The sequence below is a fragment of the Mesorhizobium sp. WSM4976 genome, assembly GCF_029625685.1.
Taxonomy (GTDB): Bacteria; Pseudomonadota; Alphaproteobacteria; order Rhizobiales; family Rhizobiaceae; genus Mesorhizobium.
Genome location: NZ_JARTVT010000051.1, coordinates 1 through 20160 on the forward strand (window position 1 = coordinate 1; position 20160 = coordinate 20160).

At 58.4% G+C, this 20160-nt stretch carries 13 protein-coding genes and 1 pseudogene; 11 read left to right on the plus strand and 3 right to left on the minus strand.

Annotated features, from left to right (window positions below):
- Window positions 1-588: 588 nt before the first annotated feature.
- The 3 genes from P9272_RS34285 to P9272_RS34295 all read left to right on the plus strand — a co-directional run bounded on the left by P9272_RS34285 (window position 589) and on the right by P9272_RS34295 (window position 7862).
- Complete coding sequence (locus P9272_RS34285; RefSeq protein WP_278164534.1) at window positions 589-1749, plus strand: reverse transcriptase family protein; 1161 nt, start codon at window positions 589-591, stop codon at window positions 1747-1749.
- A 399-nt stretch (window positions 1750-2148) separates the two neighbouring features.
- Window positions 2149-4530: a PD-(D/E)XK nuclease family protein gene (locus P9272_RS34290; protein WP_278164536.1), complete on the plus strand. Its 2382-nt coding sequence runs from the start codon at window positions 2149-2151 to the stop codon at window positions 4528-4530.
- Window positions 4521-7862: a UvrD-helicase domain-containing protein gene (locus P9272_RS34295; protein ID WP_278164537.1), complete on the plus strand. Its 3342-nt coding sequence runs from the start codon at window positions 4521-4523 to the stop codon at window positions 7860-7862. Before P9272_RS34290 ends, P9272_RS34295 begins: the two co-directional genes overlap by 10 nt.
- On the opposite strand, the gene P9272_RS34300 is transcribed toward P9272_RS34295, so the two are convergent.
- Window positions 7774-8475: a hypothetical protein gene (locus P9272_RS34300; protein WP_278164539.1), complete on the minus strand. Its 702-nt coding sequence runs from the start codon at window positions 8473-8475 to the stop codon at window positions 7774-7776. The genes P9272_RS34295 and P9272_RS34300 overlap by 89 nt on opposite strands.
- A gap of 172 nt (window positions 8476-8647) precedes the next feature.
- Here P9272_RS34300 and P9272_RS34305 point away from each other — a divergent pair, with 172 nt between their 5' ends.
- The 8 genes and pseudogenes from P9272_RS34305 to P9272_RS34340 all read left to right on the plus strand — a co-directional run.
- Complete coding sequence (locus P9272_RS34305; protein WP_278164540.1) at window positions 8648-9370, plus strand: LuxR family transcriptional regulator; 723 nt, start codon at window positions 8648-8650, stop codon at window positions 9368-9370.
- An 83-nt stretch (window positions 9371-9453) separates the two neighbouring features.
- A complete protein-coding gene (locus P9272_RS34310; protein ID WP_278164542.1) occupies window positions 9454-10113 on the plus strand; it encodes an acyl-homoserine-lactone synthase in 660 nt (219 codons plus the stop codon).
- A 63-nt stretch (window positions 10114-10176) separates the two neighbouring features.
- Window positions 10177-11751 (plus strand): S53 family peptidase, encoded by a 1575-nt coding sequence (locus P9272_RS34315; RefSeq protein WP_278164544.1) that lies wholly within the window; start codon window positions 10177-10179, stop codon window positions 11749-11751.
- Between the two features lie 35 nt (window positions 11752-11786).
- Window positions 11787-12269 carry a hypothetical protein gene (locus P9272_RS34320; protein ID WP_278164546.1) on the plus strand — a complete coding sequence of 161 codons (483 nt, stop codon included), beginning with the start codon at window positions 11787-11789 and terminating at the stop codon, window positions 12267-12269.
- A gap of 66 nt (window positions 12270-12335) precedes the next feature.
- Window positions 12336-13403: a hypothetical protein gene (locus tag P9272_RS34325; RefSeq protein WP_278164548.1), complete on the plus strand. Its 1068-nt coding sequence runs from the start codon at window positions 12336-12338 to the stop codon at window positions 13401-13403.
- An 82-nt stretch (window positions 13404-13485) separates the two neighbouring features.
- Window positions 13486-14487 carry an SGNH/GDSL hydrolase family protein gene (locus P9272_RS34330; RefSeq protein WP_278164550.1) on the plus strand — a complete coding sequence of 334 codons (1002 nt, stop codon included), beginning with the start codon at window positions 13486-13488 and terminating at the stop codon, window positions 14485-14487.
- Between the two features lie 58 nt (window positions 14488-14545).
- Entirely contained in the window at window positions 14546-15247 is a 702-nt protein-coding gene (locus tag P9272_RS34335) for a hypothetical protein (RefSeq protein ID WP_278164551.1), read from the plus strand.
- Between the two features lie 466 nt (window positions 15248-15713).
- Window positions 15714-16835, plus strand: a pseudogene (locus P9272_RS34340) (branched-chain amino acid ABC transporter substrate-binding protein); the annotation flags it as partial.
- 993 nt (window positions 16836-17828) lie between these two features.
- Here the strand turns inward: P9272_RS34340 and P9272_RS34345 are convergent.
- The gene (locus P9272_RS34345; RefSeq protein ID WP_278164553.1) at window positions 17829-18752 is read right to left on the minus strand and encodes a nucleotidyltransferase and HEPN domain-containing protein; all 924 of its coding nucleotides are present in this window, start codon (window positions 18750-18752) and stop codon (window positions 17829-17831) included.
- 1231 nt (window positions 18753-19983) lie between these two features.
- A partial coding sequence (locus P9272_RS34350) for a DUF2231 domain-containing protein (protein ID WP_278164555.1) occupies window positions 19984-20160 on the minus strand: 177 nt, incomplete at its 5' end.

The following is a 20160-nucleotide window of genomic DNA, read 5'->3' on the forward strand; positions in this document are numbered from 1 at the left end:
CTCGCTACAGCGCTGCTAACGGCGCGCTCGCGAGCGGCTTCATAACCCTCAGCTACACCACCTGATGGGACACGACCCCGGTGTCAAGTTGGCAGCAGATTTGCCGGCCGCCGACGCGTCGCTCGTTCTGATTCTCAGCTTGCTGCGAGGGCATTGGCGAGCGGGCACAGAGACCGCCTTAGCAGAGCGAACAGGATTAGCTGTTCCAGACGTAGTGGACACACTTCAACGCGCATTGAAAAGAGGCTTCGTTACTCAGTCCGGTCGCCTTACCGATCAAGGACAGGCACTATTGGCGGCAGGTCGTCGCGCCGAAAACAAGAGACCTGATATTCCAACTTCGACCGAACCGTATTATCCATTGGCGTTGAGAACTCCTAGGGGCTTGTCTAGCACCCGCCGCCCTTCGGGGCGGCCATGATGACAGGTACGAACCTGTTGTCTTGGGCGGCCGGGTTTCCGGTCGTCGCTGTCAGAGCTTCCGAAAGCAGGTCCACGCTGCTTCCTCCCTCGTTCCCTGACGGGAACCTCCTCGAGGGGCTCGTTTCGAAGGACGAAGCAGCGCCCACCAGGGCTGGGCTCAAGTAGATGAAGCACCCTTGGAGTTCTCAGCGTTTTCGTGAGGGCGCGCGGGCTGTCGGACGCGATGAAGAAGTCATCGCCGCGAGTATAGATGCAGCCACCGCTATAAAGCGCAGTTATGCCGATCTGCCTGTGGTACTCACCATAAATCACTTGGCTCATTTGGCCGGGGTACCAGTCGACATTTTACAGAGCGCTGCTTTTCGGAAGGAAGACGGATACAGGGTATTCCGCGTGAAGAAGCGAGGACTACCGAATGGCGCGGCTGCTGCGCCGCCTCGACGCTATCGAACTATCTGCGTGCCGCGTCCGGGATTGATGCGCGTTCAACGCTGGCTTGCTCAAAATGTGCTCAATTTGGTCGAGCCGCATCGTGCTAGTTTTGCATTTTTTCCGGGTCGCGACTTGGTCGGCGCTGCAAAGAGGCACTTAGAGGCAAAGTGGCTGGTCAAGATGGACGTTCGCCACTTTTTTGAATCGATATCAGAGCGACAAGTGTTTCAGGTGTTTCGATCCCTCGGCTACGGGTCTCTCTTGTCTTTTCAATTGGCCCGGGTCTGCACGCGAGTGCCGGAACATGCACACGGTCCTTATCCGCTGCGCGTGAGGCTTTCGGATCGGGCGCTGCCATACGGGCCGTCGAGAGAAGGGCACCTTCCACAAGGAGCCCCGTCGAGCCCGATGTTAGCCAATCTGGTAATGCGCGAGTTCGATGAACGTGTTGAACTTCTCGCGCTTGAGGCGGGGTGGACCTATAGCCGTTATGCAGACGATATGGCATTTTCACGCAGAGATCATTCTTCACGTGCGGCCGCCATGCATCTGGTGAAGCTTGTCGAGAGCCAGTTAACGGACTTTGGCTTGAGAAATCATAGACAAAAGACAACGATAATTCCTCCGGGCGCTAGGAAAATATTGTTGGGAGTGCTAGTCGATAGTGACCGACCCCGCCTCACTCGTGCGTTCAAAAACAACATTGAGACGCATCTTTTCGCATTACTGAGTACAAAAGTCGGCCCTGCCTCCCATCGAGTGAAGAGAGGCTTTGATTCCACGATTGGAATGAGACGTCACATCGAAGGGCTGATTGCATTCGCGCATCAGGTTGATGCCAGGTATGCTGCAAATCTTTATGAAAAATTCAACAGCGTTGACTGGTCTATTTAGACATCGTACGTAATATAGCTTTATTTCCAGTTTCTGTTGAGGATGCTTTTCCGGCGCCTGGAGGGTTTTGACGGCTTGGATTCCGCCGCTGCGCATGTTCGATTGCTGCATCAAACGTCAGAGACGGCAGCGAAGCCAACACCGAACCCGATGCAGCGCCAGACCGTGATCGTTTCAGGCCTTCTGGCCTATCGGATGCAGCGTGCCGCGGCGGCGCGCGCCAGCGCCATCGGCCTCGAAATCCTGATGCTGCCTCAGCTAGCCGCCCGGCTATGCGGCGGCTTTGTCGAAATGGCGCCGTCCGAAGTGCTGTTTCCCCTGATCAGGGCCGCGCTCGCCGAAAGAGGCTTCAGCAAGTTCAACGACATTGCCAGCTTGCCCGGCATGCCGCGAGCGGTAATGGAGGCATTGCGCAAGATCTGGAATTCCGATCTGGACCTCAACTTCCTCGCCGGACGCGGCGAGCAGATGACCGACCTCAAGCGTATCGAGGCCCAAATTCGTCGCCTACTTCCCGCGGCTTGGCTGCTTCCCCCCGACCTGCGTGACCGGGCAGTCGCGCGTGTCGGCAAGGCGCCGATGCTGCTCGGCGCGATCGTGCTTGACGGAATTGTTGATATCGAGCCGCTCTGGCGTCCGCTGATCAATGCCCTGGTACCGCATGTCGAGTGGCGGACATCGGGAAAGGTCGACCGCAAATGGTTTGCCGGGCATCTGATCGAGCATCCCCTGGCCCCTCCGGAATGCCGCCGGGTGGAGGCGGTGGCCGATCACCGCAGCGAGGTAATCGAAGCGCTGCGCTGGGCTCGGGAGCTCATGAGCACCGGCACGATCTCAGCTTCCGACATCGCCATCGCCAGCACGTCGCTCGACGACTACGACGAGCACATGCTGGTGCTTCGCCGGGTAGCCTCGCTACCGATCCACTTCGCCGGCGGCATTCCGGCGCTGTCGACTGCCGCCGGCCAGACGTGCGCGGCGCTGGCTGACATCCTTTTGCGCGGCCTAAGCCAGGATCGTGTCCGCCGGTTGCTGCTCGGGCTACCAAAAGCCGGAGCCTTGAAACTCCTGCCGGCCGACTGGTCGCGGGGCATTCGACCCGCCGCGTCGCTGAACAATTTGGTGCAGTGGGAAACGACGCTGTCCGGAACCCGGGAGCGCCGCGCCGACGGCGACCTGGCCGAGCGTATCCTGTTGCCGATCCTGCGCCGTCTAGACAAGGGGATTGGAGAAGCGCTCGAACTGGGCGAGCTGCTGCTTGGTGCCGAGGCAAAGGAGATCTGGAAGGACGCGCTGCGGGCGTCGCCGGCCGAGGCGCTGGCCATGTCGCTGCAGCATCTGCGGGTCGCCGACGAGAACGACGCTGCCAATTCGGTCGTCTGGTGTTCGGCCGATCAACTCGCTGCTAGCCCTCGTCCAGTTGCCCGGCTGATCGGGTTGTCGGTAAGGTCCTGGCCGCGCACTGGCGGGGACGATCCCTTGGTGCCGCATGATGTGGTGCCGCGGCGCGAGCTGCAGCCGCGGTCAGTCACCGAGGTCGATCGCACCAACTTCGAAATCATCACGGGCCATGCCCGGCACCTGGCCTTGTCGCGCAGCCGCCGTTCGGTGCGCGGTGGGCTGCAGGCCGCCAGTCCGCTATGGCCCAAGGCAGACGAGGTCGAACTGGCGCGTCTGCGCGTGCCGATACATTGCTTCTCGGCGAGCGACCGGCTGCTTTCGCGCCCGACCGACGCCCTGACCGACCCCAGGGTATCGCGGAGCCGCGCCTGCTGGCGGGCGGCGCTGAGTGGTGAACTGAACCCGTTCGATGGGTTGGTCCCTCCGAACCATCCGATCATCCTGCGGGCCCTCGACCAGCCGCTTTCCTCGACCGCACTTCGACTGCTTCTCCGCGATCCCCAAGCTTTTATGTGGCATCGTGGGCTCGATTGGCGGCCGAGAGAGTTCGCCCACCGGCCGCTAGTCTTGACCGCGGCGAGCTTCGGCGAGCTGGTGCACGAACTCATCGCCGCAAGCGTGCGCAACCTTGACCGGCTGGGCGGGGTCCAGAAGACCTCGATCGGCGAGCGCGAACAGGTTGTCAGGGACGCGGCTGCCGCCATCCAAGCATCGTGGCCGCTCGAGCGAGCGGTGCCGCCTGCGACGCTTTGGGCCAGCACGATCGGCAAGGCCGTCGATCTCACTCTTCATGCGCTTAAGTTCGACGAGGACCTGCCTCATTCCCTCGACACCTGGGTCGAGCTCAACTTCGGCGGCGCCCCGAACCCTGCCGGCGCGCCGTGGCCCGAGGAGCTCGACGTCGTCCTTGACGGCACCGGCGTCCGGCTAATCGGCCGCATCGACCGACTTGACCTGGCGAAGTCGGGAAGTGTGGCACGGATCACTGACTACAAGACGTCCAAGCCTGAGCGATCTCCCGACGACTTGGTGATGGACGGGGGCCGGGAGCTACAAAGGGTGCTCTATGCAATCGCCATCCGGACGCTTGCTCGGCCCGGCCGTGTCGTTGCCCGATTACTGTATTTGGGCACCCCGATCATGACGAGGCCGCTTGAGAGCGAGCGCCTCGACAAGGCTATAGCGGATTTGTCCGCCTTCGTGATCGCCGCGACCACTGCCCTTAAGAGCGGGTTCGCCATTGCGGGCCCCGACGCTTTCTACAAGTACTCAACCTATCGCCTGGCAAGGCCTGCTGACCTTGAGGGCTACCTAGCCGACAAAGGTGCGGCGCTCGCCGTCGCCAATGCACCTCTCGAGGATTGGCGCTCATGTCCGTAGTCGTCCCGGACCAGGATGCACGCACTCGCTGTGTCACCGATTTTTCGACCAATCTCGTGGTCGAGGCCGCGGCGGGCACCGGCAAGACGACGCTGATGTCGTGCCGGGTGGCGATGCTATTGGCCAGGGGGCATCACCCCGGCACCATAGCCGCCATCAGTTTCACTGAGGCCTCGGCTTCGGAGTTGGGCAAGCGCATCCACTCCGTAGTCGAAGAGCTGCTGTCGGGCAACGTACCGCGTGAGCTCAAAGCCGCCTTGCCGAATGGTCTGAGCGCCGAGCAGGAGAAAGCGCTCGAAGCTGCAGTTGACCACCTCGACGAGCTGACAGTGACTACGATCCACTCGTTCTGCCAGCAGATTATCGTCGACAATTCGGTCGAGGCCAAACTCGACCCCGGCATCAAGGTCGCCGACGAAATGGCGGCGGACGCCATGTTCGATCAGGCTTTTTCAGATTGGTTCACTGACGCGCTCTCGAGTGGCAAGACGTTCGATCGGGCGGTAGTTGTTCTGACCGAGGACGACCCCCTCGAGGTCGAGCGACAGTTACGGGACTTGGCCAAGATCCGCCGGCAGCACCGCCGGGCACAGCCACCGCGTCCGGATTTTTCGGCGCGGCCCGATATCGAGCTGGTGGACGCGATCGATGCTTATGCGCGCTGGGTTGCAGATCATCCGTTCGACAAAAAGACCAATGACTACGTCGCCGGTTTCGACCAGCTGCGAAGCTATTGCGATGGTGCGTTTGCCGGCGAGGTGGATTTCGACTCGCTGTGGCGGCTAAGCCGGCCGCCGCGGATTGGCGCCATGAAATGGAAGAGTTTCGAATTCGAGGCTTTCCAGCGTCTCGGGCCATTCAAGAAGGCCCGAGGGGAAGAAGAGGGTGTCCGGCTGCATGGAGAGGTGCTGACGCTCTATTGCGCGGTCGGCGAAAAACTGCTGGCACTCCTCGCCCATACCGGCAGCCGCATGATCTGGCAGCTCTCCGGATCGATGCAGGCGGCGCTCGATGCTTATGATGAGATGAAGCGGCGCGCTGCCGTCATGGATTTCGACGATCTGCTCGAGCATGCCCGCGACCTGGTGATCGGCAACAAGCAGGTCCGGGACAATGTCGCGACGCGGTTTCCGATCATCCTCGTCGACGAATGCCAGGACAGCGACATCCTCCAGATCGAGATTTTGTTCGCCATCGCCGCCGACGGGCCAGTCAGCAACTGGCGGCAGGCCCGGCTTCGGCCCGGAGCCCTGTTCTTTGTCGGCGATCCTAAGCAGAGCATCTATCGCTTCCGGAATGCCGATATCGCTGCCTACCGCGCAGCCCGCGACCTCATCATCGGCCAGCCCAACGGGGCGCTGGTGGCAATCACCGCGAACTTCCGGTCTCGCAGCTCGATTATCGACTTCGTCAATCTGAACTTCGCAGAGGTGTTCGACGGCGGCAGCCAGCCAGCCTATGTTGCTCTCCATCCAACCATCAAGCACCAGCCGGCAGTCATGCCGCATGTAGTCCGGCTGTCGATCGGAACCGATGACGAGGGGCCTGGCGAGGTCCGGCGGCTCGAGGCGCTTGCTGTCGGGGAAATATGTGACCAGCTGATCGGCCGGCTGCCGGTGCGCCAGAAGGATGGCAGCCTGCGGCCTGCACGGGCCGGCGACATCGCGCTGATGGCGGCGAGCCATACCGAACTCTGGCTCTACGAGCAGGAACTGGAGCGGCGCCGTATCCCGGTCGCCTCACAAGCCGGCAAAGCCCTGATGCGGCGGCCCGAAACGCTCGATGTGCTGATGCTGCTGCGGGCGCTGTCCGATGCGACCGACAAGCTGGCATTCGGCGCATTGCTGCACGGGCCGATCATTGGCCTGAGCGATGCTGAGCTGCTCGATATCGTCTATGAGCTGGGCGAGTGGAAGGATGGCCGCCCGCCCGATCTGAGTTTGCTTACCGATGTCAGCGGCCTCAGCAATGATTATGCGAAGTCGGCGATCGAAACTCTGCAGCAGCTGCGACGGCGTTCGTTCGCCGTCCCGCCAGCGCAACTGCTGTCCGAGGCGATCGAAGCGCTTTTGATACGGCCGATCCTTGCGGCCCGCCACGTCAGCCGGAATGCCCGCGCGATCATCAATCTCGATGCGCTGATTGAGATGGCGCGCCGCTACTCGGTCTTCGGCCTGTCGAGCCTCGTCGAGGAGTTGCAGCAGCAATGGGAGCGCGGCGCCACCGTGCAGGAAGGGCGAAGCGACAGCGTCGAAGAAGCCGTGCAGATCGTTACGATGCACAATTCGAAGGGGTTAGAGTGGCCGATTGTGATCCCGATCGGCACGGCGACCAATTTCCGTCAGCCCTCGAATTTCGTTCACCAGCCCGGTGACAACACGCTACATTGGGTGGTGGGCGGCGTGGCACCAGCTTCGCTCGATGCGGCCCGCAAGGAGGAGGCGCGCCAGCAGGCTCTTGAGCGTCAGCGGATGTGGTACGTCGTCTGCACTCGGGCACGGGATCTTCTGATCGTTCCCAACCTGCCGACATCGCGGGCCGCGTCCTGGTACCGCGCCGTGCGGCTCGACAAGCTCGAATTGCCTGAGGTCAACCTCGATCTATTGCCGGACGAGGTCGTCGAAGATCGTCCGGCAGAGGCGAATCTGCAGACTGCCGAAAAGTTTGCGGAGGAGGCCGCGATCGTCGCCGCGAGCGCGCCCAAGCTTCGGTGGCGTCAGCCAAGCCTTCATGACGCCGATCGCGCTCCGGCGGTCATCGATCTGCCGCCATCGAGCGAGCTGACCGATCCGGCGCCACCACCGATCGGCGCCGGCCCGCTACGTGGAACGCTGCTCCACAAGCTGGCAGAGGAGGTGATCACCGACGAGCTGACGGTTACCCTCGGGGCGCTGACCGTTCGCGCCGGTGAGCTGCTGATGCAGCTGCGCTCGCAATTTCTGGGCCAAGAGATTGAGTTTCCGGACCCCGCGCAAGCCGCCACTCTGATCCGCGACACGTTTGCGATCGAGGACGTAGCCACCCTGCTGCCGTTTCTCGAAGCCGAAGTTCCAGTTTGGAACGCCGACGGTGGGATCCTCTTGGCTGGCCGCGTGGATGCCCTGATCGTGCGCGAGGGCAGGGTGCTCGGCGTTCTCGACTGGAAGTCAGACGTGAATCCGTCGCCGAAGGTCAAATCTGACTACGCTGTGCAACTCGACGAATACATGTCGGTCACCGGCGCGATCGCCGGAGCGTTGGTGTTTATGACAAGCGGTGAGCTGATCTGGATAGGGGACAGAGAAGGACTTCTTGCGCAGCTAACAGCTGCGCCACCGGCCATAACCAGATAAGGTGAAACGCATTCGGCAGAAGCGTGCTCGAACTTCCTGTGGCTCCAATTCGCGACGGGCCATCGGGCATCGGCAGTATTGGGGGCGGAAGGCCGCGTGGGGTCTGTATTGCTAGGAGCCTATCGTCGTTTGCTAGTCGACCATAATCGCTTAACGTTGACTGGATGCCGACCAGTTGCTGAACGAGATCGCGAAAATCATCCGCCGGAATGACTTTGAGGCTCTCGGCATCCTGCTGGATGTTCAGTAGGGCGATCCCGAGGGAAGGGACGAAAACGGGCTGCTGATCGATCTGCACCCCGGCCAGCGTTTTGTTGATCGCTTCGCATTCCTGACCAGCGATCTGCAGAAGACCGACGACACGGTCCTTCTGTTCGCGCGAAGCGCGCCAGTTATCGAGATAAAGGGCTGCCAGGACACCGAACAGCGTGGTGAAGATCGGCAGCAGGAGGAGAGCGATCCACGGGTTTTCGATGAGGCTACGTTTCTGGCCGTCCGCAACCGACGATTTTGCCGGGCTGTTTGCTTCTGCCAAAGCCGGCGCTGGCTTCGTGCCGGTTTTCTCCGCCTCAGGGCGAGCCGATCCTTGTCGCTTCTCGTTGGCGCCAGCCAAGCGTTTCCTACGCGTCATCGGGTACCCCTAAGATTAGCAGCGCCAGCCATCGTATCAGGCGAGCATTTACAGGCGGCCGAGGCCTGGTAGACGACTTAATATCACGGGCTTTTGCGTATGCGAGTTTTCTAAAATAAGCTATAGATTGTTCGTGCGGAGACGGGGCTCTGGCATGATAGATTCAGACGTATTCGACTTTGTCGAGCGGTGTCGGAAGCACACGGCTACAGGGCCGCTTTTGAGCGACCTGCTCGGGACAGTAACAAAGCTTGGATTCGAGCATCTTATATTGAGTGGTGTGCCGTTGGGCGGGCAGAAACTCGCGCCGATGGTAGAATTGAACGGTTGGCCTAAAGGCTGGTTCGAGCGCTATGTCGAAGCCGAGCACGCTGCCGTGGATGGCGTCTGCATCTATTCGGCGAAGACGTTGAAACCGTTCCTTTGGTCTGAGGTTCCCGCCAAATGGTCCGGGACGGACGCTTCGCGGCGCGTCGCCGGCGAAGCGACGGAGTTCGGCATCTGGAGCGGCTTCGCCGTGCCGATGCTGAGTGTCCATCACTGGCAATCAGTGCTGTCGTTCGCCTCGTCGCAAAAGACCTGCAAGCTGTCTGCGCGCCAGCAGGTGCAACTGGTCACCATGGCGGTCTACGCCGGCATGACGATCCAGTCCTTTTCCAATGACGCCGAAGACGGCGAAGGGCCGCTGACTGAACGGGAAAAGGAAGTGCTGCTGTGGGCCGCGGCCGGCAAGACCTCGTCGGAAACCTCGCAGATCCTCGGCCTAACCGAGCGCACCGTCAAATGGCACGCCACAAGGGCACGCGAGGCTTTCGGTGTTGCGACGACCACGCAGGCCGTCGTTGAGGCGGTGCGCAGGCGTCTGATCCACCCGTAATCCCGTCAACTGTCCGATCGGACAGGTGACGTACATTAGAGCGGCTGCAACTATTCCCCCAAGAACGATCGGGGGATCGCGCGATGATTGCGGCACATGTCGTCAATGCGCATAACAAGCATCTCTACGAAAACGAATTCGACGAGTTTCTGCGCCGCCGGCACGACTTCTTCGTGCATCAAAAACATTGGCGCCCTCCGAGCCCGGACGGTCGTGAGCTAGACCAGTTCGATACGGACGCAGCGACCTATCTGCTCGGTATCGAAGAGGGTCGTGTCGTGACCTCGGCTCGATTGATTCCAACGAGCGAGCCGCACATGGTCTCGGAGGTCTTTCCTCATATGTGCGAAAAATCGGGCGTGCCAAGGCGCCCTGACTGGGCCGAATGGACCCGCACCTTCGTCGTACCCGACAAGCGTTCGACCGGGCTGCGGGGCACGCTGACGCAGCTCTGCTGCGCGGTCATGGAATACGCCCTCGACGAAGGCCTGAGCGCAGTCGGCGGCGTCCAAGAGACTTATTTCATGCCTCACCACGGCGCGCTGAAGTGGCACGCCGAGCCGCTAGGCATGGCCAGGGAAGAAAACGGCGAATGGTACATCGTCGCGTATATCGAAGTGAATGAGGCGGCACTAGCAAGTGTCCGCAAAATACTTGGATTAGATCGTTCGCTGTTGGTTCGGCGGGGCATGCAACTCCCGTTCGTCAAGGTCAATAGACACTTGGCTGAGGTTGCCCGCTGAAATGACAAGCGATCCGCTTGAAAAATATGGTCTGAGATAAACAAACCAGGGAGGAACATCGAGATGCCGGCCCAATATGTTGAAATTCCTGGCAGCAACCGGGAGCCGCCCGTCGGAACGGCACCAATAGCCTCCGTCCACGCAACCAATCCGCGCGAGCAAATCGAAGTAAGCGTGTATGTCAAGGACGAGGGTGGCGACCCCCTCCTGAAGATGAAACCTGGGGCCGTGCCGCCTCCCACCACTGAGTCCACCGCAGCGCAGGATAGCGCAGCGTTCGACAAGGTTCGCAAATTTGCCAGCGAAGCCGGCTTGTCGGTAGTGCTGCAGGATCCCGCTCGGCGGCTGATAAAGCTTGCCGGCCCAGCCGATAAGCTCGAAGCTGCCTTCAGAACAAGACTGCACTATTACAACGATGGCAAGAACGCATTCAGAGCGCGATCTGGCAGCCTTTCGGCACCTGCCGACGTCGTCGGCAGCATTGAAGCTGTCCTTGGTCTAGACACCCGACCTATCGCCAAACAAAAGCTCACCCGTGTGGCCAATCCTCATGTGGTGGCTGGTCATTTGCCAAACGAAGTAGGACGTTTTTACACGTTCCCCCCAACCAAAGGGCTTGGCGCCGGACAATGCATCGCGCTAATTGAACTTGGCGGAGGTTATCGCGACAGCGACAATCGGCTGGCCTTCGAGACTATGGGGCTACCAACTCCCACGGTGACCGCTATTTCGGTGTCGGGCGGAGCCAATAATCCTGGTCCAGATCCGAACGCGGATGGAGAAGTCGCACTCGACATTCAAGTTGCTGGCGGGGTCGCACCGGGCGCCAAAATCGCCGTCTATTTCGCACCAAATACCATCCAGGGCTTCGTCGACGCGATAACCCGTGCCGTAAACGACGCCCAGAACAGACCGTCGGTTATTTCCATCAGCTGGGGCTCGCCGGAATCGCAATGGACCGGGCAGGGCTTGGCGGCGATGAACTCTGCATTGAAAGATGCCGCAACGCGCGGAGTAACCGTGTTTGCTGCTGCCGGCGACAACCTCGCTACAGATGGCGTTGGCGATGGCCACGCGCACGTCGATTTCCCAGCGTCATCACCTTATGCCGTTGGTTGTGGAGGCACCCTAATCGATACCGCCAACGGGAAAATTACGGGTGAGGCGGTTTGGAACCACGGCGGATCTGGCACTGGCGGCGGAATTAGCGACCGGTTCGACGCCCCGGGGTACCAGGCGAACGTCCATTTCCCGCCCTCGGTCAACCCTCGTCAGGGAAAAGGGAGGGGAGTGCCGGACGTCGCGGGTGACGCCGACCCGCGGAGCGGCTATCGAATTGTTGTCGCCGGGGGCGGGGCCACGATCGGGGGGACGAGCGCCGTCGCGCCACTATGGGCCGGATTGATCGCCCTGATCAACGAAGCGTGTGGTCGCCCTCTTGGCTTCATTCAACCGTACCTTTACGGCGCCTCGCAGGCATTCAGCCAGATCACCAAAGGCGACAATAAGGACAACGGCGTAGGCTACTCCGCTGGCGACGGTTGGAATGCATGCACCGGGCTCGGAGCACCCAAAGGCGAAGACCTTCTCCGAGTATTCAAATCGGCGATCGGAGCTGTCAACGCTCCCGTGGCCTAGCCAGTGTAGAAAAATCGTCAAATAGGAGCGGATGAGTGCAAAAAATTGATCGTGCGCTTGGTTTCTGCAGCGCCGGCGCAGCCATTGTTACTGCAATTGCTGCGCTCGCTATTCCAATAGTTCTCTACGTCGACGCGAAGAGAAATAGGACATTGGATGTTATGAACGACCTAGACACGAAAATATCGGCAATCGTTGCAGAAAAGATACGCCTAGATGCTCTTAACGGGGTCAAAGGCCTACAACGATTTGATCCAAAGTACATAGACGGTGACGGTAATTCCGCAGTGCAGACGCAGGTATACCGACTCCTGAATCTGTATGACTACGTGTGTCTAGGCGGAAAGATGAATCTCTTTTCGCTTGACATTATTGGCGAGATGCGAGGAGACGCTTTAAGGCAGACTTGGGCTGACTATGGACCATATATAAAGGTCCATCGTGCCCATGGCGAGCAAGACAAAAAGGCTTGGGAAAATTGCGATAGCGTAGCTTCCCCCGCAGCGTCTGCGTCGTAACAAGCGGAGTCGGGGATCTAAAGACTAAGTTATGTTGCTATCATACGCCTATATCAGGAGGATCTTATGGCGTTTGTAGTTGCATGGGTCTCGGGAAAGCGACAGGTAGCTTACCGCGATCAATCCGGTGCTGAACTTACTAAGAAGGACGGCAGTCGCTCCTGGCGCAACAACAACCCAGGCAACATCGCCCGCGGATCGTTTTCCGAAGTCCATGGGTCTATTGGCGATGATGGCAAATTTGGGATCTTTCCCGAAGAGGAAACCGGCTCGGCCGCAGTCGTGGCTCTATTCACCAGCAATTCCTACAAGAACCTTTCGATTCGCGACGCCTTCTATCGCTACGCGCCGCCAGCCGACAACAATGATACCGAAACCTATATCGCCGCCGTTACGGCCGCTGTTGGCGTTCCTTCCTCGAAGATCGTGGGCACGCTTTCGAGTGCTGAGCTCAACAAGCTCGCGGGAGCCATCAAGGTTCATGAGGGATGGATTGTCGGGACGCAAAGTGGCAGCGCCTTATCGCCACGCGCGATCAAAAGCGCGACAATCGGCGACCTTGTCGAGAAACTAATCAATCTCGGATCGGATGCCGGTTCGTGTCAGGTGATCCGCGAAAAGGCCCGCCAGGCCATGGTGCGGATTTACGGAAAGCCGACTTTGCACAATGCCTGCGCCTGCACTTTGAGCCTGTTTCTGCAGAGTGCAGGCTATCCACTCGCCAAGATCGTGTATGGCGCAGGTGCACTAGCCCAGTATCTCAGGCAACACGGGTGGCAAAAGGTCGAGGTCGGAAACCAGCAGCCGGGTGACGTCGGGGTCTGCCGGGATGATGACAAGACAACAGCTGGAGCAGATCACATATTCCTGGTCGTCAAGCGAGTGGACGCTGATCAGATGCTGATCGCGGACAATCAGGAGAGTTTCTCGCCGCACCCTCGATTTGCTTCAGGCAAGGGGCACAAGACGCCGGTCGACTACTTTCTACGCTATTCAGCTACGTCGCCGCTCTCCGGCTTCGTTTCCGATGACTCGACTGAAATCGATTTCGACACGGTCGTGACCTTGGACGAAGACACGGATGATTTGGTGCCGAAGTTCGATGAGCAGGGCGAACCGCTAGCTAAGGGGTGATGGATATCTGTCCTGGGCCGGCTCTTTTTGCGGCAAATAGCTTCCGTCTGCAGATCCGGATTGACGATTAGGGGAGAATTTGATGGCCGTCGAACTGGACCTTCACGCTCAGCTCCAAGCGCAGATTGAGCGCGACCTCGCGGCATGGAACGATGGCCAGCAGAAGCAGTCGATACGGTATCGGGCCGCAAAAGAAGCGGCAACGGCGCTTCAGGCGGACTTTCATCTAGAGCAGAAACACCTTCTTGCCATCGGGGACTCGTGGTTCGACTACCCTATCGAGGGCAACAATCCGCTGTCCGGTCCTTCCGATATCAAGGTTCAGTTGCAGGCGATCTGCAGCCCATCACCCATCATCTATTCGACGGCGCATCGCGGCGACGCGTCCACCGACGAGATGAGCTTGCCAAAACAGGAGCGTATCCTGCAACTGCTGATGGACAAATCGAAATGGCCCAGCGGAAAGCCGGATGCCATCATCTTGTCGGCAGGCGGCAACGACGTTGCCGGCAACAACTTTTGTATTTTCCTGGATTACAACGATGGGGCAGCAAGCGGCCTGAATGCTCAGCGATACGCTGGCATCCTGGCTATCGTCAGATCGAGCTATCTTGCGCTGTTTTCATTGCGGGACCGGCATGCGCCAGGCGTGCCGATCTACGCTCATTGCTATGATTTCCCGACCCCAAACGGAGTGCCGGCGCCGTGCGGATACGGGCCGTGGCTGAAGCCGTCATTGGATTTCTGCAATTGGACGGTTGGACGGGGCAAAGTGATTGTACATGACGCTCTGGCCCAGTTCAAAGCCATGCTTGATGGATTGGCGGCCGATCCCTCGAACAAATTTCATGTCGTGCCGACGCAAGGGACGCTCAACGACACCCATTGGGCGAATGAACTGCATCCAGACCCGACGGGGTTCAGGATGATTGCGCGAAAATTCGCAACCGCGCTTGGAATGAACCTACTGTCACCAGCGCCGGCGCTGGAGGCCAAGGCTTCTTCCATAAGATCCACAAAAACCGCAACGACGAAGAAAGCCAAGCCACGAACGCGGAAACCCGAGCCCGTAAGCGGCCGGTGAGATCGGGTTCGCCAGGAGCCCGGCTTTGCCGGGGAGTGACTGTTTTGGGAAGGGCATTATGAGGCGGCTGGTCAACCTGGCACTTGCGGTCCTCTTGGCCGGTTGCGCAACAAAGCCACCGACCACCGCGGAGAGTCTTGTCCAAGTTCCGCTTATTTTGGGCGCTTTGAAATGCGCCTTCGCAACCGCTCTGATGAAAGAACGGAATCCGGATAAGGTGAAGGTGCTGGAAGGCCAGGTTGCGGCTGGTACTTTGACCCTCAAAATTGTCTACAATCGGTCGAAAGACTTCAGTTTGAAGGGGAAGGCAGCGACCGGTGGACCCTTCGTTTTTGCCTACTCAGGTGGAACAGCAAGTATTTTGCCCAACTTTTCCGCCTCGGCAGCGGAGACTGGTACGCTCACGACCACCTTGCCGTTCAGGTACTATCTTTATGCCACCAACGCCGATGTCTGTAATCAGGTTGACGCCGCAACACAGCTGAAATTCGGATTTTCTGACTGGCTTGCCGGCATTATCTCCGGTCTGCAAGTCAACTCTCCGTACTCCCCTTTGGGTCAGGTAGACAACGTCCAGTATGGTGCGGATTTCGGTGTCACGAAAACTACGAAGGGAGGCGTGGACTTCGACATTGTCTTCCTCTCCGGCTCTGCCAACGCGGCCTCCACGAGAAATGACGTTCAGTCTATCTCCTTCACGATCGGCCCCCCATCCAAAACAAATCCGGCGCCCGACATCTGGAAACAAACGAGACACTGAGTTGCAGGTATCAAACGAGAGGAAATTCCATGGCTAACTCGCCCAAACCGTCACCGAAGTCGCCGCCCCCGCCCCCACCAAAGCCGGGAGGTATTCCGACCGAACCTGGAGCTTTCCCGGCCCAAGTAGGCGCCAGTTCGCCAGTGCCATCGCGGATGCCCACCAACAAGGCAGTTGCGGCGACGGGTGGCTCCGCTGTCGGCGCGGCGATCTCGACATTACTTGTCTACGGCATAGAGCTAAACCATGCCCTCCCGGACACGGTGTCCGGGGCTATCACCACATTGGTGACCGCCGCCGTTACGTTAGCGGCCGCCTATTTCACGCCGCCTGGAACAAATGAAACTGTCATTCTCACGCCTGACGGACCACGCACGGCCAGAAGATAGCGGCGAATTCTCGTTCCTGTGGAGGTCGTGATCAGCGTGCGAGATCATGAACAAAATTTGCGGTGAGGAGATTTGTGATGAATACCAAAAAATCACTCTTGTCCGCCGTTGCGCTGACCGCGTTCGTCGCGTTCAGCGGCAGCGCGTGGGCCGACATCCTGATCGGCGTCGCCGGTCCGATCACCGGTCCGAACGCCGCCTTCGGCGCACAGTTGCAGAAGGGCGCGGAACAGGCTGTCGCCGACATCAACGCGGCGGGCGGCATCCTTGGCCAGCAGCTCAAGCTCGAGATCGGCGACGACGTCTCCGATCCCAAGCAGGGCATCTCGGTCGCCAACAAGTTCGTCGCCGACGGCGTCAAGTTCGTCGACGGCCACTTCAATTCGGGAGTCTCCATCCCAGCGTCGGAAGTCTATCAGGAGAACGGCATCCTCGAGATCACGCCTGCCGCAACCAATCCGAAGTTCACCGAGCGCGGCATGTGGAACACCTTCCGCACCTGCGGCCGCGACGACCAGCAGGGTATCATAGCGGGCGACTACATCGCCCTAAATTTCAAGGATGCCAAGATCGCCATCATCCACGACAAGACGCCTTACGGGCAGGGCCTTGCCGACGAGACCAAGAAGAACCTCAACGCCAACGGCATCAGGGAAGTGATGTATGAAGGCGTCAATGTCGGCGACAAGGACTTCTCGGCCCTCATCGCCAAGATGAAGGAAAACAATGTCAACCTGATCTACTGGGGCGGCCTGCACACGGAAGCCGGCCTGATCATCCGTCAGTCGGCCGACCAGGGCCTGAAGGCGCCGCTGTTCTCGGGCGACGGCATTGTCTCCAACGAACTGGCTTCGATCGCTGGTGACGCGGTTGCCGGCACGCTCAATACCTTCGCTCCGGATCCGCGTAAGAACCCGGACGCCAAGGAAGTCGTGGAGAAGTTCCGCGCCGCCGGCTTCGAGCCGGAAGCCTACACGCTCTACTCCTATGCCGCGATCCAGATCATCTCGCAGGCTATCGCCAAGGTTGGCTCGGCCGACGACGCGCAGAAAGTTGCCGAGATCATCAAGTCCGAAGGTCCGTGGAAAACCGCAATTGGTGAGATCAGCTACAACGCGATAGGCGACATCACCCGCCCCGACTACGTCATCTACGAATGGAAGAAGGGCGACGACGGAAAGTATAGCTATTTTGAAAAGGGGACAATATCGCCTAATACTTGTACCGCTAATGCCTGCGCTGCGGGAACGCAATGCTGCAAAAACGGGCAATGCAGTAAGAATTGTAACTGAGCCATGAATATATTTGGCGAAAATAGATGGCTCGTATTTGTCTTGCCTGGGTTTGTAGCTCTATTTGTCGCAAGCTTCGTTAGCAATATTCCTGAAATACCTGATTCGCATTTGCCAATTATATACGTCGCGTTGACATCTCTAAGTGCGTTAATTCCCCTCGGGATAACTCACATCTACGGTATCGCTTCCGGGACGAGGTTCGAACTGCAAAACCTAATATATTCGAAATATTTGATAACCTCAATTTTCATATGCTCACTATTGCTAGGGTTGTTATTCGGAATTGCGAATTCCACCGACTATTTTTCGGTAAAACTTAGAGAGATATTCGGTAAAGACGAGATTTTAAAGGCAAGTCAGTCGGACCTTATTTCTTTCTTGCTGAAAAATGCGTACAATTCAAAATTCGTCGACGGCCAGCCGCATGTTGTTGACAAGGATACCAATCGATACGCCCGCGTATTCCTCTCAGGTGGGTCTCTTTCTTATGAGGGAGTTGTAACTCAGTTTTCCGTCGATCCAGACAGAACAGAAATATACCTATCTCCTGCATGCGTTATCAAAAAAGGAAAGGCAACATTAATTAAAGGACCAGGCGTTTGGCTCAATATGAAGGATTCGAAGGAGATACAATTCATATATAGTATTTGCTCTATCTGCGCCGCACAGGTTGAAATCTCAGCCGGTCTCCCTCCTCCTGATACATGCCCATTTCACTAAGGTCTTACATGCCGAGTGAACCTGCTTAGGGAGGCGCAACTGTGTCCCTGACGCTAGCTGATCACTGAACGCCCCGGGAGTCGGCGTGGTGACTGAACCATATAGGCGCTAATCTAATGTTCGCCTTTTGTGCTCAAGAAGTCGCATAAAGGGCAGACTGGAACTAATGCCCAACCCTCAGCCAGTTCGTTGAGCTGCGATGCTCGCCTCGGCTTTTAATTCCTCAAGTCGCTCTCGGCAGATTGTTTCAATGCGATCAATCAGGTCGGAGACCCGCTCTGCAAGCCACTGAAGGGCTTCCTCGGTGATCTCGAAGTGTCGCGAATAGCGCGCTTTCACGTAAGCCTCATTGAGAATGTTGAACCAAGCCACAAAGCGCTGTTGATCGCGCGGCCATGCCTCGGCAAGTTCTTGCGCTTGATCCTCGGCGAGACTCCGTAGGAATTTTATGTTGTGAGACGCAGGGCTGTAGTTCGTCAGCACCAACAACAATGCTCCATAGGCTTGCTCGATTGATTGGTGAAGCAGGAATGCGCTCTCCTTGTAGTCTTTTTCGCTCCGATAGAAAGTAGCACCCTTCGTGAACTTCCTTGCGTGAGGTAAACGGTCCTCCAGATATTCGGTAGCCACCCGAAGGGCGTCGGTCGGTTTGACAGGTATCGGGTTTGTCAGCGGCTCGTCATCAAGCTCATAGAGAACGATCCCCTCGCGACGGATATCCACGAAGAAATACTGCCCCTCGCGCAGCGCGGTGTTCACCTCTCGCCGTGAGTGCACGATGAAGCTTACCGGAGTGTCTATCTCGCGCATCAGTCGGTCGGCTGCTGCCTGCCAGTAGCCAGCGAAATCTGTCAGCTTGCGGTTATTGACCATCACCAGGAGATCGAAATCGGAACGGTAGCCCTTCTTGGTATGCGGCTCGTCAACCCAGCCGCCGCGGGCATAGGACCCGAAGAGGATGATCTTCAAAATGCGCCCGCGCTTCTTGAAATCGGCCGTTGCGCCCTTTAGCGCGTCGTCGAATTCCTCAAGAAGCACCTCCACCGTCCTTGTCAGCTCACGCTGTTTCGGCGGAGGCAGATGATCGATGCTGGATTTCATAAACAAAGGTCGATATTCCAATAGGAAAGCATAACCGAGAGCAAGCCGCGAATCCTCAAGATGGCAGACTTGTCCAAGCTATGCAACACAAATCGGAAGGTATACTGTGATCATTTCGTTTCATCAATATAAAAAACATTCGAGTTTGCAAAATATACGGGCTTCAGCTCTCTACTTAAGGCGCTAAAGCAGCGATCAGTAATCTTCCCAGAGTTCGTTTGCGGGAAATCGGCGCGGCTTTCTTGGTTTCCCGAAAGCCATGTAAGATCCTGTCCATCCCAAGGTGGTCGAGCCTCACCCGCGCGCTCCGTTCTGAAGATCCCGCAGAGGCAAGAACGGTTTCGATCTGGCCGTCGGCGACAAGCTCTGCCGCGGTGCAATGTCGATGGCAGCGATAGGTTCGTTGCGGTGCCAAGTACCGCTTTATCTATGCTGCCGGCATATTCCGTTGCAGCCGAAATAACTGTCGCCATGTCGCGCATCCGAAGCTGGAGTTTCTCCGATGATGGATGACGGAGGGTATTGGGGTGAACGCCTGTCATCCTCGCCAGGTCGGCCACCTTCACGCCCAGCGCCTGCGAAAGGAGCTTAGGGAAATATGAGGTGTGCGCGGCTCCTGCAGGCTCTGGATGAAACCTGCGAGCTCTTTCGAACGCGGATAAGTCACGACAAATCTCCGGGTGTCTCCTGATGCGACAATGCATATTTCAGCGCCTGGCAGCTGAACAGGGCTAGCCTCTTGTTAGGGCCTTGGACGCCGTTGGTCATCATTGGGTTAATAACATGGGGAGCAACGCGCCGGCATGCAAAAATAAGGCGCACTGGGTGCATTGGGGTCGACTTTGATCTTCGTCAGTTTTGGTGCGCGCCGTCATGATTTCGGCTTTGCCGGAAAGCCGGCCGGCAAGGTTGAACTGGCAGGCACACGATACCCTGCCTGCGGGAAGTCGGGGAACCAGGGCAGGCAGGCCAGGCCCTTACCCCGGATTGCCGCGAGGAAGAGAGAAACTGTGCGCCTTTGGCCCTAGGCCACGCATTAACAATTTGTGTCGGCTAAGAATAAGCCGCCGCAGCTAGTGGGCAAAGGCGACGGGCTTCCTGCGATTTCTAACGGCTAACGTCCGTTAGGGACCCTCACGGTCCGGCACAAAGGTTCCATGGCGGAACTACATCGTTAGTAATTGTGGTCATCGGGCGATGCGGCTCGAACGTGCGTTCAATGTTGGAGGCGTCAGCGCCGACCTTCGGGACTGTCTGCCACTCCCACGTGATGCCTATAGACCATTTCCCAGCCCTTCCACCCCGTGAACAGAAGGATGAGGACGACAAGTAGGGAAAGCACGAGGCCAACGGGGACCACCGCAGCATCGCCGTGGGCGTATCGGGAATACCAGTTGTAGAGTTCGAT